Here is a 14,207-nt window from a genome sequence, read left to right as displayed (position 1 = left end):
CCGTGGGAGCTACGGGTTGATTCGCTCGTTGGCCGGGTCGACCTTGGTCTGCCCACGCAGACCGCGGACCACCCCGGCGACCATGCCGCCGACGCCGAGGGCGACGGCCACGATCGGCACCAGGCCGGTGGTTCCCACCGACGCGGCGACCGCGGCCTGCGCGGTCTCGCCTGCGTTGGCGACTCCGGAGGCGAGAAGACCGGTTGCCGGGACGACCAGCAGCGTGGTGATCACGCGCGGGACGGCACGAGCGGTGCGGCTGCTCACGAGCGTTCCTCCCAAAGCACGGTTAACCCGTTCGAGTGAGGGTACCTGTGGTTCTGCGGGGAAAAGCTACCGAACGTGTCAACCCGCTCATATTTGCCGCCGGTTGCACCTTCGTTACGTGAGGCAGAGTAGCGGGCCGGTGACAACCCGCTTTCACCCGGCTACTTGATCATCTACTGGGCATACGTGGTAGTGCGCTGTCGCGCGGGCCGGTGCACCGCGGCCGCGATCGAGTGAAGTTGCTGGACAGTGCGCGCCGAACCATGCTCTGACCCGGCCATACGGCTGATCGTCTCCTCCATCAGCGTGCCGCCGAGATCGTTCGCGCCACCGGTGAGCACGTCCGCGGTGCCCTCGTCGCCGAGCTTGACCCAGGAGCACTGGATGTTGCGGATCCGCCCGTGCAGGGCCAGCCGGGCCATCGCGTGCACGGCCCGGTTGTCCCGCCGGGTCGGACCCGGACGGGCCACCCCGGCGAGGTAGATCGGGGCGTTGCGGTGCACGAAGGGCAACGGCACGAACTCGGTGAAGCCGCCGGTCTCGTCCTGCAGCCTGGCCAGCGTGCGCAGGTGCCCGAGCCAGTGGCCGGGGTGGTCGACGTGGCCGTACATCATCGTGGAGCTGGACCGGATGCCCAGCTTGTGCGCGGTGCCGACCACCTCCAGCCAGGTGGCGGTGGGCAGCTTGCCCTTGGTCAGCACCCAGCGGACCTCGTCGTCGAGGATCTCCGCGGCGGTGCCCGGGATGGTGTCCAGCCCGGCGTCGCGCAGCTCGGTCAGCCACTCCGCGATGCTGACCCCGGCCTTGGTCGCGCCGCTGACGATCTCCATCGGGCTGAACGCGTGCACGTGCATGCCGGGCACCCGCGCCTTGATCGCGCGCACCAGGTCGGCGTAGCCGGTGACCGGGATCTCCGGGTCGATACCGCCCTGCATGCAGATCTCGGTGGCGCCCTCGTTCCAGGCCTCCTCGGCGCGGTCGGCGACCTGCTCAGGGGAGAGCCGGAAGGCGTCCGCGTCGCGTTCCCGCTGGGCGAAGGCGCAGAAGCGGCAGCCGACGTAGCAGACGTTGGAGAAGTTGATGTTGCGGTTGACCACGTAGGTGACGTCCGCGCCGATCACCTCGGCGCGCAGCTCATCGGCCAGCCTGGTCATGGTCTCCAGCGCCGGGCCGTCCGCGGTGAACAGGGCCAGCGCGGCGGCGGCGTTGCCCTCCTCCAGCAGCGCGGCCGGATCGGACTCGGCCAGCCGTAAACCGGCCCGCACGTCCGCGTCCAGCCGCTCGGGGGTGACCGCGCCGCCCGCCTGGCTGCGCAGCTCGTCCCAGTCGCCGTAGACGGAGTCGAAATCGCTCCGGCGGTCCTCGGTGCGGCCCTCGGTGTCGATGCTGGTGTGCAGATCGACCCGGCCGGTGCCGGCCAGTCCGCCGTCGGGCTCCTGCCACTCGTGCCCGACCACCGGCGCGGCCATGTCGGCCAGCCCGCCCGGCTGGGCCAGCGCGGTGATGTGCGGCAGCACCCGGACGTCGAACCAGGGCTGGCCCTGGCGGACGAACTTGGGGTACGCGGTCAGCCGCTCGACCAGGGTGAACCCGGCCTCGGCTGTGGTCGCGGCCAGCGATTCGATCTGCGGCCAGGGCTTCTCCGGGTTGACGTGGTCGGCGGTCAGCGGGGACACGCCGCCCCAGTCGTCGATGCCGGCGCGCAGCATCAGCAGGTGCTCGTTGCCGACCAGGTTCGGCGGCGCCTGCACGCTCACCCCCGACGGCATCAGCAGCCGGGCGACGGCGACGGTGGCGGCCAGTTCGCGCAGGTCGGCGTCTGGCGCGTGCATCATCGCGGTGCCCGGCTTGGCCAGGAAGTTCTGCACGATGATCTCTTGGATGTGCCCGTACTGCCGGGCGATCTGGCGGATCGCGAGCAGGGATTCGGCGCGCTCGGTGAGGTTCTCGCCAATGCCGATCAGGATGCCGGTGGTGAACGGAACGCCGACCCGGCCGGCGTCGGTGATCGAGCGCAGCCGGACCGCGGGCTCCTTGTCCGGCGAGCCGTAGTGCGGGCCGCCCGGCTCGCTCCACAGCCGGGTCGCGGTGGTCTCCAGCATCATGCCCATGCTGGGCGCGACCGGCTTGAGCCGCTGGAGTTCCTCCCAGCTGAGCACGCCGGGGTTGAGGTGCGGCAGCAGCCCGGTCTCCTCCAGCACCGCGATGGCGCAGGCCCTGACGTAGTCCACAGTGGAGGAATAACCGCGTTCGTCCAGCCACTCCTTGGCCTGCGGCCAGCGCTCCTCCGGCCGGTCGCCCAGGGTGAACAGGGCTTCCTTGCAGCCCATGGCCGCGCCCTGGCGGGCGATCTCGAGCACCTCCTCGCGTTCGAGGTAGGCGCCGGGCACCCGGTGCGGGACGGTGACGAAGGTGCAGTAGTGACAGCGGTCCCGGCACAGCCGGGTCAGCGGGATGAACACCTTGCGGCTGTAGGTGACCAGGCCCTCCCGGCCCTCGGCCCGCAGGTGCGCGTCCCGCACCATGGCCGCGGCGGCCAGCAGCTGCTCGAACTCCTCGTCCCGCGCGGCCAGCAGCACCGCCGCCTCCGCCGCGTCCAGGCTGACGCCGTCCCTGGCCCGCCGAAGCGCGCGCCGGATCGCCGATGGACTGGGTCGCTGATCTTCCGCGGTCACCACAGCAGCCTAGGCACCAGCGGTGACCGGAGGGAACGACGCGCGGGCCGAGGGCGTCGTACCAAATATCACCGAGAATTCGGGAATAAGAAACCAGGGAGTCCCGATGCGACGCGGCTGGGATCAGGCGGCGTAGGTCACCGTGACGGGCGAGTGGTCGGACCAGCGCTCGGCGTAGGTCGCGGCGCGCTCGACCACCGCGGTGCGGGCGCGGCCGGCCAGTCCGGCGGTGGCCAGGTGGTAGTCGATCCGCCAGCCCGAGTCGTTGTCGTAGGCCTTGCCGCGGTAGGACCACCAGGTGTACGGACCAGGCCCCTCGGGCTGGAGCGCGCGGTGCACGTCCACGTAGCCGCCCTCCTCGCCCAGCACCCGTCCCAGCCAGGCCCGTTCCTCTGGCAGGAACCCGGACTCCTTCTGGTTGCTCTTCCAGTTCTTGAGGTCGATCTCCTGGTGCGCGATGTTCCAGTCCCCGCAGACCAGCACCTCCCGCCCCTCGGCCGCGGCCTTCTCCCGGCGCTCGATCAGGTAGGGCAGGAAGGCGGCCATGAACCGCTCCTTCTCGTCCTGGCGCTCGGTGCCGACATCCCCACTGGGCAGGTACAGGCTGCCGACGGTCAGCCCAGGCAGATCCACCTCGGCATAACGCCCACTGCGCTCGAACTCGGCGACACCGAACCCGACCCGCACCGCCGAAGGCTTCTCCCGGGTCAGCAGGGACACCCCCGCCCGCCCCTTCAGCTCGCTGTGCGCGTGCAGCACGTGCCAGCCCTCGGGTTCCCTGACCTCCTCGGTCAGCTGCCCCGGCTCGGCCCGCACCTCCTGCAGGCACACCACCTGGGCGCTGGTGGCGGCGAGCCAGGGCAGGAAGCCCTTCTTGGCGGCGGCCCGCAGGCCGTTGACATTGACGGTGGAGACGGTCAGCACGGCGCGAGGGTAACCACCACCCCCGACAACCCTTAGCCCACCACGCGGGAAACCCGGTTGGTCCAGCCCACCGAGCCCGGTAGGCACACATCCCATGTCCCCCCGCACCACCGGCGCCCTGCTGGCCCTGGCCGCCGCCACCGGCTTCGGCGCCATGGCCGTCCTGGCCGGCGTGGCCTACACCGCGGGCGCCGACGTCCACGGCCTCCTGCTGACCCGCTTCACCCTGGCCGCCCTGCTCCTCCTCCCCCTGGCAGCCCACCAGGGCCTACTCCCCCGAGGCCGAGACCTGTGGCTACTCGCCGCCCTGGGCGGCATCGGCTACGTAACCCAGTCCCTGTCCTACTTCGGCGCCGTCGCCCTGGCCCCCGCGAGCCTGGTAGGCATCCTCTTCGGCACCTACCCCATCCTGGTAGCCCTCCTGGACGCCGCGATCCACCGCCGCCGCCCCACCCCCACCCTCCTGCTCATGGCCACCCTCGCCGCCACCGGCACCGCCCTGGTAGCAGGCCCCATCCTCACCGGAAACCCCCTGGGCGCCACCCTCGCCCTGACCGCGGCCGTCACCTACGCGATCTACATCTCACCGGAGCAGCCCCGTCCTCCCGAGTAGCCCCACTGGGCGCCACCGCGGTCGTCTGCACAGCCGCCGCAGCGGTCTACCTGGGCTCCGCCCTAGCCCACACCCCGTCCTTCCCAGCGACCACTGGAGGCTGGCTGGCCCTGGCCGCGATTGCGTTGGCCTGCACGGTGGGCGCGGTGCTGTCCTTCTTCGGCGCGCTGCGCAGGCTCGGCGCGACACCGACCGCGACGATCTCGACGTTCGAGCCGGTGGTGACGGTGCTGCTGGCCGCGGTGGTGCTGGGCGAGGAGTTCAGCGGACCGCAGTGGGCGGGGGCGGCGCTGGTGGTGGCGGTGGTGCTGGTGGTCGCGTCGGGCCGGGTGGAGCGCCCCGTGGCGGGGGTGGCGGAGGGGGTGCGCTACGCTGAGCGGGACGGAGCCCGCTGACGCTGGTCAACGGGGTCCTTCCACCGGTCCGGGTGGCGGAATGGCAGACGCGCTAGCTTGAGGTGCTAGTCCCCGAAAGGGGGTGGGGGTTCAAGTCCCCCCTCGGACACTTTCACTGTTCATATGACCCACTGGCTTGATTCTCACATCAGCCAGATGGGTCTTTTTTATGCAGCAGACTTGCAAGAATGTCGTCATGCCACTTGCTTCGCACTCTTCGCAAATATCCTTAGACGTTAATCAAGTCAACCACTGCACATTCAACGGCACTGCTTCGCCATCATGGTTCGCACCATCAGGAATTACCCGATCGCACCCAGCTAATACAACAACAGCGGGTCGAAAACCGACCGGATCACCTTGACGACTACGAAGTTCCGCCCCGGACTTGCTCGACAGACTGCCACATCGCCTACTGCGGACTACTGACCGAATCGAGCATTGACTGCTTTCACCTGTCGTCGCCACGTGGATCGACTGACGCCGGACGCCACACCCGAAGCACAATCCCTGAAAGATACAGGTAGCGAATCTACATATCCGAGTACCGCCTTCCTGCACCGTAAGCGGCAGCCGGAGCAGCATGCCGGAGCGATAGCAGACCGCAGGCCACGATCGCAACTTCTCAACAAGCGGATGCACCTGACGCCACCTGCCACCCGGACTTCTATAGACAAAACGCGCACCAAAATTGTCGATTCCGGGATGCCGACGGGGCACGTTTGTCGCTGCTCCAGCCCTATGTTGCGCCAGAGGTCAGCTCAATCGCTACGCAAGCTAGCCCCGAAGTAGTCGCAGCATGGGTTCAAAAAGATCTCAACAAAGATACGTTGTGTCCAGAACTGACTACGTGCAGTAACACTCATCCACGGAGACCCGAAGGCTTCATCATGGCGAACCCCCGACGACGCAAGCCCGGCCGTTGCCGTTGCAACGGTCGCGCCCACCACCACGAACCTCTGCCAACCAGGCCAACTCAGTGGCCGTCAGGTCGCGAGATCGCGGAGCTCTGCGACCTCGATGCGATCGCTACCGAGGCGCTGGAACAGGTGACTGCGGACGACGTCCTCAGGGTTCTTCGTGCCATGCAGCCGCGCCACCGCCAGTACGTGCTCAGCGTGCTTGGGCTGCGCGTGGTGGCAACCGTAAATCGCGGTATGGCTGCCCAGATGCTGGCCCGCCTACGCGCCGACCACCCAGCAGCACACTCCGACCTCCTGGGAAATATCACGGCACCAGTCAGTGTGGCTCTCGACGCTGGCGCCGACCCTGGGCAGTGGACCGCGCTCTTGGGCTCCGACCCTCGACTCGCGCTCAACGTCTACGCGGACAACCGTGCTCTAGCGGGCAGCCTCGAAGCTGCGGTGCGCGACCTGAGCCCCCGGCTGCTCACTGCTGGACTGACCGTCGCGATTACCAAGGACACCGCTGCTGCTGCAGCGGCACTCGCCGTGCTGGCCCGAGAGCATGACTCCGCCCGCGCCACATACCAACACCTGAGCGAGTCCTATCCCGAGCTGCCGCCGATCCCTGCCGCCCCGCTGAGTGAACTTGTACAGCCGGCGCGACTCGCCGCGCTCGGAGTGACCAATACCAACATCTCTGGCGAAGACCTCGCTGACCTACTCGACGAGCTGCCCAATGGCCCTGACGACGCGGCCGTCCTCGCCCAGGAGGTTGATTCTCCGGTGGAGGAGAATCCAGCGAGCGCTGTTCTCGCCTCAGCCGACCAGTCATCTCCTGCGCAACGTGCCCAGGCTCTGCTCACAGAGTGGGACGCGGCGTGTGCTGCCGCCGATGCCGTTGCAAATGCGCTCAAAGAAGGGCGATTCCCCGCTGCCGGAGACGTTGCCCGGATAGCCAAGCACGCCGAAACCGGTTTGACCGTCCTGGATGATCTGCACTCCGTGCTAGGAGAGGCGATTCCCGGCACTCGGGATGCTCTGCTGAGCGCCGTCGAAACGCTCACCCAGCGCGCACAGGCAGCGGCCGACATAATCTGGCTTCGTCGTTTGGCTGGGATCGAGGGACCGCAAGGCATTGACGGCGCTGTCGCCGAGGTGCGCGAGTCAGCCACTGCCGCAATCAGCGCCCCAGCAGCACCGCGGGGACATCTGGCCGCGCTGTGGGCGCTGTTCGAACTCACTGAAGCTGCCCGGGGCGGTGCGACAGTCGACTTCGCCGTGCTCAGCGAGACGCAGACCGCTGCGCAGGTTGCCTGGCCAACTGCGGGGCCGCTCATCGCCGCTATTGCCTACGGTGCGGTCACTGTCCCGAATCAGGAATCGACAACCGAGCCAGTCGTTGAGGTCCCGGAGTCAGGCGTGGAGCGGGTACCTCCCGCCGAACCATCAGAGCCCGTTGCGACACCCGAGCCGTCGGTGCAGTCGACTGGGCCCGGTGTCCTCGATGGAACTGGCCCTGAAATGGCAACACTGGCGGAAGGAGCCAGCGACCTTCCGACTGAGGACCCCGGTTCGGGCCTGGTGCCCTCGACCAACAGCGGAGACGCCGAACTTGCTGACCTCGACGCTCTGCTCAAAGCAGGCGCTGGTGCCACTTTGGCTGCGGTCAGCAACCCCAGACGGCGTTCGACGGCGTCAGCAGTCCATGACACCACGCTGGAAGACGCCGGCGTGGCAACGCCAACCGGTTTCGCACCTTCACGCCCCACCGAGGTGGAAAGCACCGGCACCGTGGACAGAGTCGGTGCCGCTGCTCTGCTGCCCGCGGGTCGGTTCGGTCTTGCCGCTGATCTGCTGGAGGCCAGTGGTGCATCGGCACCGAGCGTCGCCGCCCGTCGCTTGGCCGCCTACGCCGCGGCGCTGACCAGTCCCACGGGTCGCCTCGCGACCGCGTTTGCCGAACTCGCCCCGGTGGTCAGCCGGGAAGCACTTGGCGAGGACCGCGCTGGGCAGCTCGTCGCGCTCACCGCAGCCGGGCGAATCGCGTTGCTGGCACCGTCCGCGGGCCCGGCAACCGTGCTACTGGAACTCCTCCCGTGCGTCAGCGAGCAACCGGCGCTCACCGAATCGCTCACCGCGCTGGCCGACGCCAGCCGGGCCGGGATTGTCGTGCTGGCCGAAGCCGCGGACGCAGTCGGCACGCTGGCAGCCGCGGAGAACGCAGCTGCTGAAGCAGCTAGCGACGCTGCGGGGCTGCTGTCCGGTGCCACACGCCGCACAATCAAGTACATCCCGGCCAACGGCGTGTACCAGGCTTGGATGAGCCCCGAGGGGGAACTCGGCACGCTGCTCGCTCTGGTCGCGACCAACAACCCCGACACCCTGACGTCGGTCCGCGACAAGGTCGTGGCTTTGCGCGGCAGGGCGCACAAGGCTATCGACAGCACGTTCGCCGCGCAGCGGCGTAACCGGTCCAACCGCATCATCGCTGGTGCCCGCAGCACCCTCCTGACTCGCTGGGAGGAGGCAATCGAGTTGGCCGCCCGCTGGGCTGAGCTGACCGAACGCACCACCGAGAGACAGGTGACCGTCGCTACGGGCGCGTGGCAGGCCGGACCATTGACCACAATGCGACACCGCATCGCCGGGGTGCGTGAGCAGGCGGTAGCTGAGCTGGCCGCCCAGTCGGGCAAGGACCCAGACACCACAGCGGCGGTTGAGGCGGCGGGGCAGCTGCTCGCCGACGCATTCGCCATCTGCGACGGCGCGGCTCCCGATTCCGACGAACTGCCGGTGGCATTCGCCGCTCACGCCGAACTATTGGCCACGCCACTGGCGCTGGAGGCAAACACGCTGCTGCCCGCCGGTGGCCTCTCGGCTGAACACGTGCCGGCGCTGCTGGCAGTTGCCGGCACCGATCCTGCCGACCCGGTCGACATGTACACGCATCGCGCTGAGCGTGGAGATCACGACCTGACCGCCACTCTGATCACCGGCGTGCGGACCTCCGACCCGACCTCCGCTGCCGCGCTGGAACGCCGCCGCGGCAGCGACATCGCTGAGCAGGCCGCGGACGTGGCAGACGAGGTCACCGCGATGGCCAGGCTCATCGACACACGGCGACTTGCTGGAACCCTCGACGACCAGCCGTGGGCAGCCCTGGCCGCTCGTGCCGAGGCACTCGCTGACCCCGCGAGACGGGACTTCGGCCGCATCCGCGCCACAGTCGCCGAAATCACTGCCGACCTCAACGCGCTTGTCGATAACAAGATCACGGCCACACTGGCCCGCATCGAGGAACGAGCTCGCAGCAACCAGGCCGTGGCCGAGGCTGCCGAGGTACTGACTGGGCTGACTCGTGACGGTCAGGTCGCCAGCGCCGAGGAGTACCTGGAGACAGCGCTGACCGGCGGTGCGCTGCCGGCTGCCAGCCGGGGTGTGGACCATCTGGAAAAGTACTTTCCCGCTGTGCCTCAGCTGGCCATCGAGCGGCCCAACCTGCTCGACGAGCTGCACGCAGCCTTTTCCCGCGGGCCAGCCAACGTCAGTGTGGCGTCTCTGGATGCTGCCGGGCTCAATCTTGCCGACCTCTCACAGGCCCGTTGTGACGCTGGCCGTCGCGCGCTGGGCTGTTGGAAGGCACTTGCCGGACACGAAGGAGCCGGCGCACGCAAGGCCGACATCACCACCGCCTTGCAGGCGGTGCTCGCCCAAGCCGGCCTGGAGTTCACCGGCGCAAAGATGGATCAGTCCAGCACCAGACAGACCGGCCGGCAATGGATTCGCCTGTCCGGGGTCACTGGCACCGGGCAGGCGCTCACCCCGACGCTGGGATCGGCGATGAGCCCGGACGGCGCCACCCTGCGGGTGCTACTCGTCCGCAGCGCGCCCACGCCAACGACGCTCATCGAGTGGATGAGCGGCGAAACTCCAGATCACACCGTGCTGGCGCTGTGGCTGAGCGGAGCGCTCTCCCCGACTGACCGACGAGCGATCGCCAACGCCGCTCGTGGTCGGCCTACTCCTCCGCTGCTCGTCCTGGACACAGCCGCCCTGGCCTACCTGGTGTGCCAGCCCGAGCCACGGCGGTCCACGTTCGCGGCGACTGCGCTGCCATTTACTGCGGCGAGCCCGTACCGCGACACGCCAGGCGATACCCCACCGGAGATGTTCTACGGACGTACCGATGAGCTGGCCGCCGTCGTGGACCTCAACGGCCCATCGTTCGTTTCCGGTGGCCGGCAGCTGGGTAAGTCCGCACTGCTGCGCGTCGCCGCGCGTCGCTTCGAGGCTTCCGGTCCCCGTCGGCACGCCGTATTGACCAGTGTGTTCACTGTGGGTGGCGACGGGCGCCCAGAACGACTGTGGGACGCGCTGTGGCCCCACCTGGCCCGCATCGGCATCGTGACGGAAACCGTGCTGGCCAAGGATGTCGACATCGCGCAGGTCGTCTACGACTCGGTGCTGCGGTGGCTGGATGACGACCCGACCCGGGCGCTGCTCATCCTGCTCGACGAGGCTGACGCGTTTCTCGACGCCGACGCCGCCGGTGTTCGCTTTACCCACGTCGACTGGTGTCGGCGACTGATGTTGGACACCAGTCGCCGGGTCAAGGTCGTTTTCGCCGGCCTGCACCGCACTGCCCGCTTCGAGTCCCTGCCCAATCAGCCACTGTCCCACCTGGGCCGCCCGATCAGTGTGGGGCCGCTGCGCCCGCAGCATGCCCACGATCTGCTCACCGAGCCGCTGGCCGCGCTGGGGTTCACCTTCGCCGAACCGATCGCGCTGCCGGCGCGGATCCTGGCGATGGCGAACAACATGCCGGCTTTGCTCCAGCTGTTTGGCGAGGCTCTGGTCAAGCACCTTGCCTCCCGTTCGGTCCCGGCTGACGGGCCGCCGCAGCGCATTACCGACGCTGATGTCGACGAGGTGTTCGCCGACGCCGACCTACGCGCGGCGTTCCGCGAGAAGTACGTGCTGACCCTCAACCTTGACCACCGCTACCTGGTGATCGCGTACGCGGTCGCCGAGGCTGCGCACGAACGTGGCATCGACACGAGCCTCGGGCTGAGTGAACTGTCCGAGATCGCGCGGCTGCATTGGCCGGCCGGATTCAGCGGTGTCAGTGCCGATGACTTCCGCGGCCTGGTCGCTGAGTGCGTTGATCTCGGTGTCCTGGCCATCGATGGCGGCAGCTACCGGCTGCGCACACCCACAGTGCTGCGGTTGCTGGGTACGGAGGAGGAGGTACTCGAAACCCTCTACACCGCCTCGGAACGTCTGGTGGTGCCGTCACCTTCGGATGCTGGTTCCTACCGGCGCCGGGTGGGGCACGCCAGGTCTCCACTGACTGAGCGGCAGCTCGGGCGGCTCTTCGATGCTCGCCGCGAAGTGTTGACGGTAACTGGTTCCTTGGCTCTGGGAGTGGACGCGGTGCTAACCGCGGTCGAGGCCGCAGCCGCCGAGGGAGCACGCCTGACCACAGTGAACCGTGCTCGCACGGTGACCCCTGACGGGGTTCGGGCCGCGGTGGCGCGCGCCGCCGCCAACACCACCCTGCTGCTAGTCGACGCATTGGCACTGACACCGGTAGCGCTGACTGCGCTCCTGGCCACTGCCGAGGAGGCGGTAGCAGCTGCCTGGCTCGACGTCACTGTGGCAGTGATCGTGTCTCCGGCCAATGCCTCCGCCTGGATCACCCGGGCTTCCAGGGTCGACCTGATCCGTGTAGACGAGCCCGGCCTGCGGATGTGGTGCGACGAGGACAACCTGCCGTTTCGCGACGACGAGTCTCGTGCCCGACTGCTGGCGGTGACCGGCGGATGGCCGCAGGCGATCACCCAGGCAAAAAGACTTACGGAATCCGCGGGAGCTGCCATTGGCAGCGGCAAACTGTTGGGAGACCTCACGGCCTGGCTGTCCGGACGAGAAGGACACAAGCTTCCGGCCCGTGCCGGGCTCGGGCCAGAGACAACGATGCTTGCCCAGGTCTTCCACTCCGTGGTGGCTCTTGTCGGAGCCAGTGGGGAGGATCCGCACGAACTCGTTGAGTTGCTCGAACTTGATGACCGCGTTGATCTGACCGCCATGGCGGTCGATGCCGGTTTCGGCTCACTCGACGATGTCATCGCGGTGCTGGCCACGCTCGGTTGCCTCACTGTCACCAGCACAGGCCGGCTGCGTCCGGAGCTGACGTTGGCCGCGCTCGTCACCGGGGCGCCAGTTGGGGCCGAGGTATGAGCGGCAATGCGGCCGCAGTGCTGCCTGGCGCAGTGCGGGAGGTCCTGCGCAGCGCAGCCGTCGTAGTGGCCGAACGGTCAACTGAGCCGTTGGACCCCGACCGGGTGGTGACCGAATCACAAGGCGTGGCAACGCTGTTGGCGCTTCTCGAGCAGTCAGCCGGGCTGAGAGCCGAGGTGGCCGCCCGATACGGCCAGCCGTGCCCTGAGCAGTCAGATGGCGGTGAGTTGGCCGCATGTCTGCTGGCACCGGACACCGCCGCTGCATCCCGTGGCGTGGCCAGTGTCCGCGGCCTGCTCAGTTCCGCTCGCAGAGCTGCCAGGCGGGCGGCACGAGAAGTCGAGCGGTCCGAGCGGGCGCCCGTGGCGCAGCGAGAGGAGGAGCGCGCCGCGCGGCGACTGAAGGAAGTGCGTGCGGCCCGCGATCGCGCTCAGGTCCAGGCAAGGCAGGCCGAAGCAGAGGCCGCAGAACTCCGAGCCGAGTTGGTGGAGCTCGCCAGCGAGTTGGCTGCCGTCACTGGGCGCGCCGAGGTAGCGGAGACGCGGTTGAATGCTGCCCGGCTCGACGCGGCTGATCCAGTGCGAGCCGCGGCGGCCCTGGCTTCCGCGCTCATGCCACAGATCAAGGGGCGTCTGCACGACAGTCGCGGTGTTGGCCCGGGTGAACCAACAAGGGTTGATCCCGGACGACCTCCTCCAGCACAGGCGGTCGACCCCGAACGTGTGACCGCAGCAGCCCGAATCGCTGGTCTACCCGACGACATCGCTGGAGCCACAGCGATGTGGTTGCCAGCCCTGCTCCGTGCGTTCATCACCCCGCCACGCCCCGTGGCGCAGGTGCGTGGGCGGGAGCTTCGAGTTGAGGTGCTCGGCGGCGGCACCGAGATCGGCGGCTCATGTGTGTTGATCACTGCAGGCGACACACGTCTACTGATCGATGCCGGCACCCGGCCAGGCGCGGTCACGTTCTCCGAGCTTGCTCCGCCGGGAATCGAGCGGGCCTTCGACGGACCACTGCACGGTGTCGTCGTCACACACGCCCACAACGACCATGCCGGCTGGGTGCCAGCGGTGTTGATCCGGCGTCCAGACACGCCAGTACTGGTCACCGACGCCACCGCGGCTCTGCTGAGCACGATGTGGTTCGACTCGTCAAAGGTGCTAGCGCGCAGAAGCGTCGAGGCGGACGGGACCGGTCCGCCCGTCCCTTACGGCAAGGATGACGTGCGGCACGCACTCGACCGCATGCGGCCGTTGCCGTTCGGTCGGCGGCACCGGCTCGGCACCGTGGACATCGAGCTGTTCCAAGCCGGGCACATCGTCGGCGCTGCTGGGGTGATTGTTCACGCCGGTGACCAGCGTGTCGTCGTTTCCGGCGATGTGTCCAGGCCCGGTCAGCGAACCGTCGGCGGCATCGAGGTGCCTGACGCCGCCCGTGGCGCGGACCTGCTGCTGTTGGAGTCGACCTACGCCAACTCCAGGCGAATGCCGCCACGAGCGGCGGAGGCAGCGCAACTGATCAGCGATGTGGCGACGGTGACCAGCTCCGGCGGCCGGGTGCTCATTCCCGCATTTGCCCTTGGTCGCGCACAGGAAGTGGCCCTCACCCTCGCAGAGGGTCTGCCTGAGGTGGATGTGCTCATCGACGGCCTGGCCCGCAGTGTGGCCTCCGTCTACGAGCAGCAGCCTGCGCCGGATGGGGGACCGTTGCGCATCTTCGGCCCGCGAGTGCGGGCGGTACCGCCGGGTGGCACTCGTGACGCAATCGGCAACCTACGCAGCGGAGTGGTGATCGCAACCTCGGGGATGCTCACCGCCGGACCTGCAGTCGCCTGGGCAAAGGCGCTGCTGCCCGACCCAGCAGCCGGACTGATGGTCGTCGGTTATCAGGATGAGGACTCCCCCGGCGCACGATTGCTTGAGCTAGCTCGCACCGGCGGCGGCGAGTTCGAGCTGCCCAACTTCGAGGGAGAACTGATCCGGGTCCCAGTTCGGGCCCAGGTCAACCGTTACGGGCTGGGCGCGCATGCCAACGCTGACGAACTGGTCGCCATCAGCGCCGACATCGGTGCTCACGAGGTCATGCTGGTGCATGGCGAGCGTCACAACCAAGCGACGTTCGCCACACGGCTGTCGATGCGAGGCCAGGCGATAGCACCCACCGGGCACTGGTCCTCAGCTCAATGAAC

Annotated in this window: 7 protein-coding genes and 1 tRNA gene; 5 read left to right on the top strand and 3 right to left on the bottom strand. The window is 68.3% G+C overall.

Annotation, left to right across the window (positions count from 1 at the left end):
• Positions 1 to 9: 9 nt before the first annotated feature.
• The 3 genes from HNR67_RS09040 to HNR67_RS09030 all read right to left on the bottom strand — a co-directional run bounded on the left by HNR67_RS09040 (position 10) and on the right by HNR67_RS09030 (position 3,866).
• Positions 10 to 267, bottom strand: coding sequence for a hypothetical protein (locus tag HNR67_RS09040; protein ID WP_185001615.1), 258 nt, complete (start codon positions 265 to 267; stop codon positions 10 to 12).
• A gap of 173 nt (positions 268 to 440) precedes the next feature.
• The gene (locus HNR67_RS09035) at positions 441 to 2,942 is read right to left on the bottom strand and encodes a bifunctional FO biosynthesis protein CofGH (RefSeq protein ID WP_312986829.1); all 2,502 of its coding nucleotides are present in this window, start codon (positions 2,940 to 2,942) and stop codon (positions 441 to 443) included.
• A gap of 123 nt (positions 2,943 to 3,065) precedes the next feature.
• Complete coding sequence (locus HNR67_RS09030) at positions 3,066 to 3,866, bottom strand: exodeoxyribonuclease III (RefSeq protein ID WP_185001613.1); 801 nt, start codon at positions 3,864 to 3,866, stop codon at positions 3,066 to 3,068.
• A 94-nt stretch (positions 3,867 to 3,960) separates the two neighbouring features.
• Here HNR67_RS09030 and HNR67_RS09025 point away from each other — a divergent pair, with 94 nt between their 5' ends.
• The 5 genes from HNR67_RS09025 to HNR67_RS09005 all read left to right on the top strand — a co-directional run bounded on the left by HNR67_RS09025 (position 3,961) and on the right by HNR67_RS09005 (position 14,205).
• Entirely contained in the window at positions 3,961 to 4,479 is a 519-nt protein-coding gene (locus HNR67_RS09025) for an EamA family transporter (protein WP_185001612.1), read from the top strand.
• Positions 4,480 to 4,484: 5 nt separating this feature from the next.
• The gene (locus HNR67_RS44195; protein ID WP_246493009.1) at positions 4,485 to 4,874 is read left to right on the top strand and encodes an EamA family transporter; all 390 of its coding nucleotides are present in this window, start codon (positions 4,485 to 4,487) and stop codon (positions 4,872 to 4,874) included.
• Between the two features lie 26 nt (positions 4,875 to 4,900).
• A tRNA-Leu gene (locus tag HNR67_RS09015) sits at positions 4,901 to 4,983 on the top strand.
• A gap of 940 nt (positions 4,984 to 5,923) precedes the next feature.
• The gene (locus tag HNR67_RS09010) at positions 5,924 to 12,019 is read left to right on the top strand and encodes a hypothetical protein (protein ID WP_185001611.1); all 6,096 of its coding nucleotides are present in this window, start codon (positions 5,924 to 5,926) and stop codon (positions 12,017 to 12,019) included.
• Entirely contained in the window at positions 12,016 to 14,205 is a 2,190-nt protein-coding gene (locus tag HNR67_RS09005; protein WP_185001610.1) for an MBL fold metallo-hydrolase, read from the top strand. The genes HNR67_RS09010 and HNR67_RS09005 overlap by 4 nt, the downstream gene beginning before the upstream one ends.
• Positions 14,206 to 14,207 lie beyond the last annotated feature (2 nt).

The organism is Crossiella cryophila, from assembly GCF_014204915.1.
Taxonomy (GTDB): Bacteria; Actinomycetota; Actinomycetes; order Mycobacteriales; family Pseudonocardiaceae; genus Crossiella; species Crossiella cryophila.
Note: the sequence above shows the minus strand (reverse complement) of the source record. Positions and strands in the feature narration are given on the sequence as shown.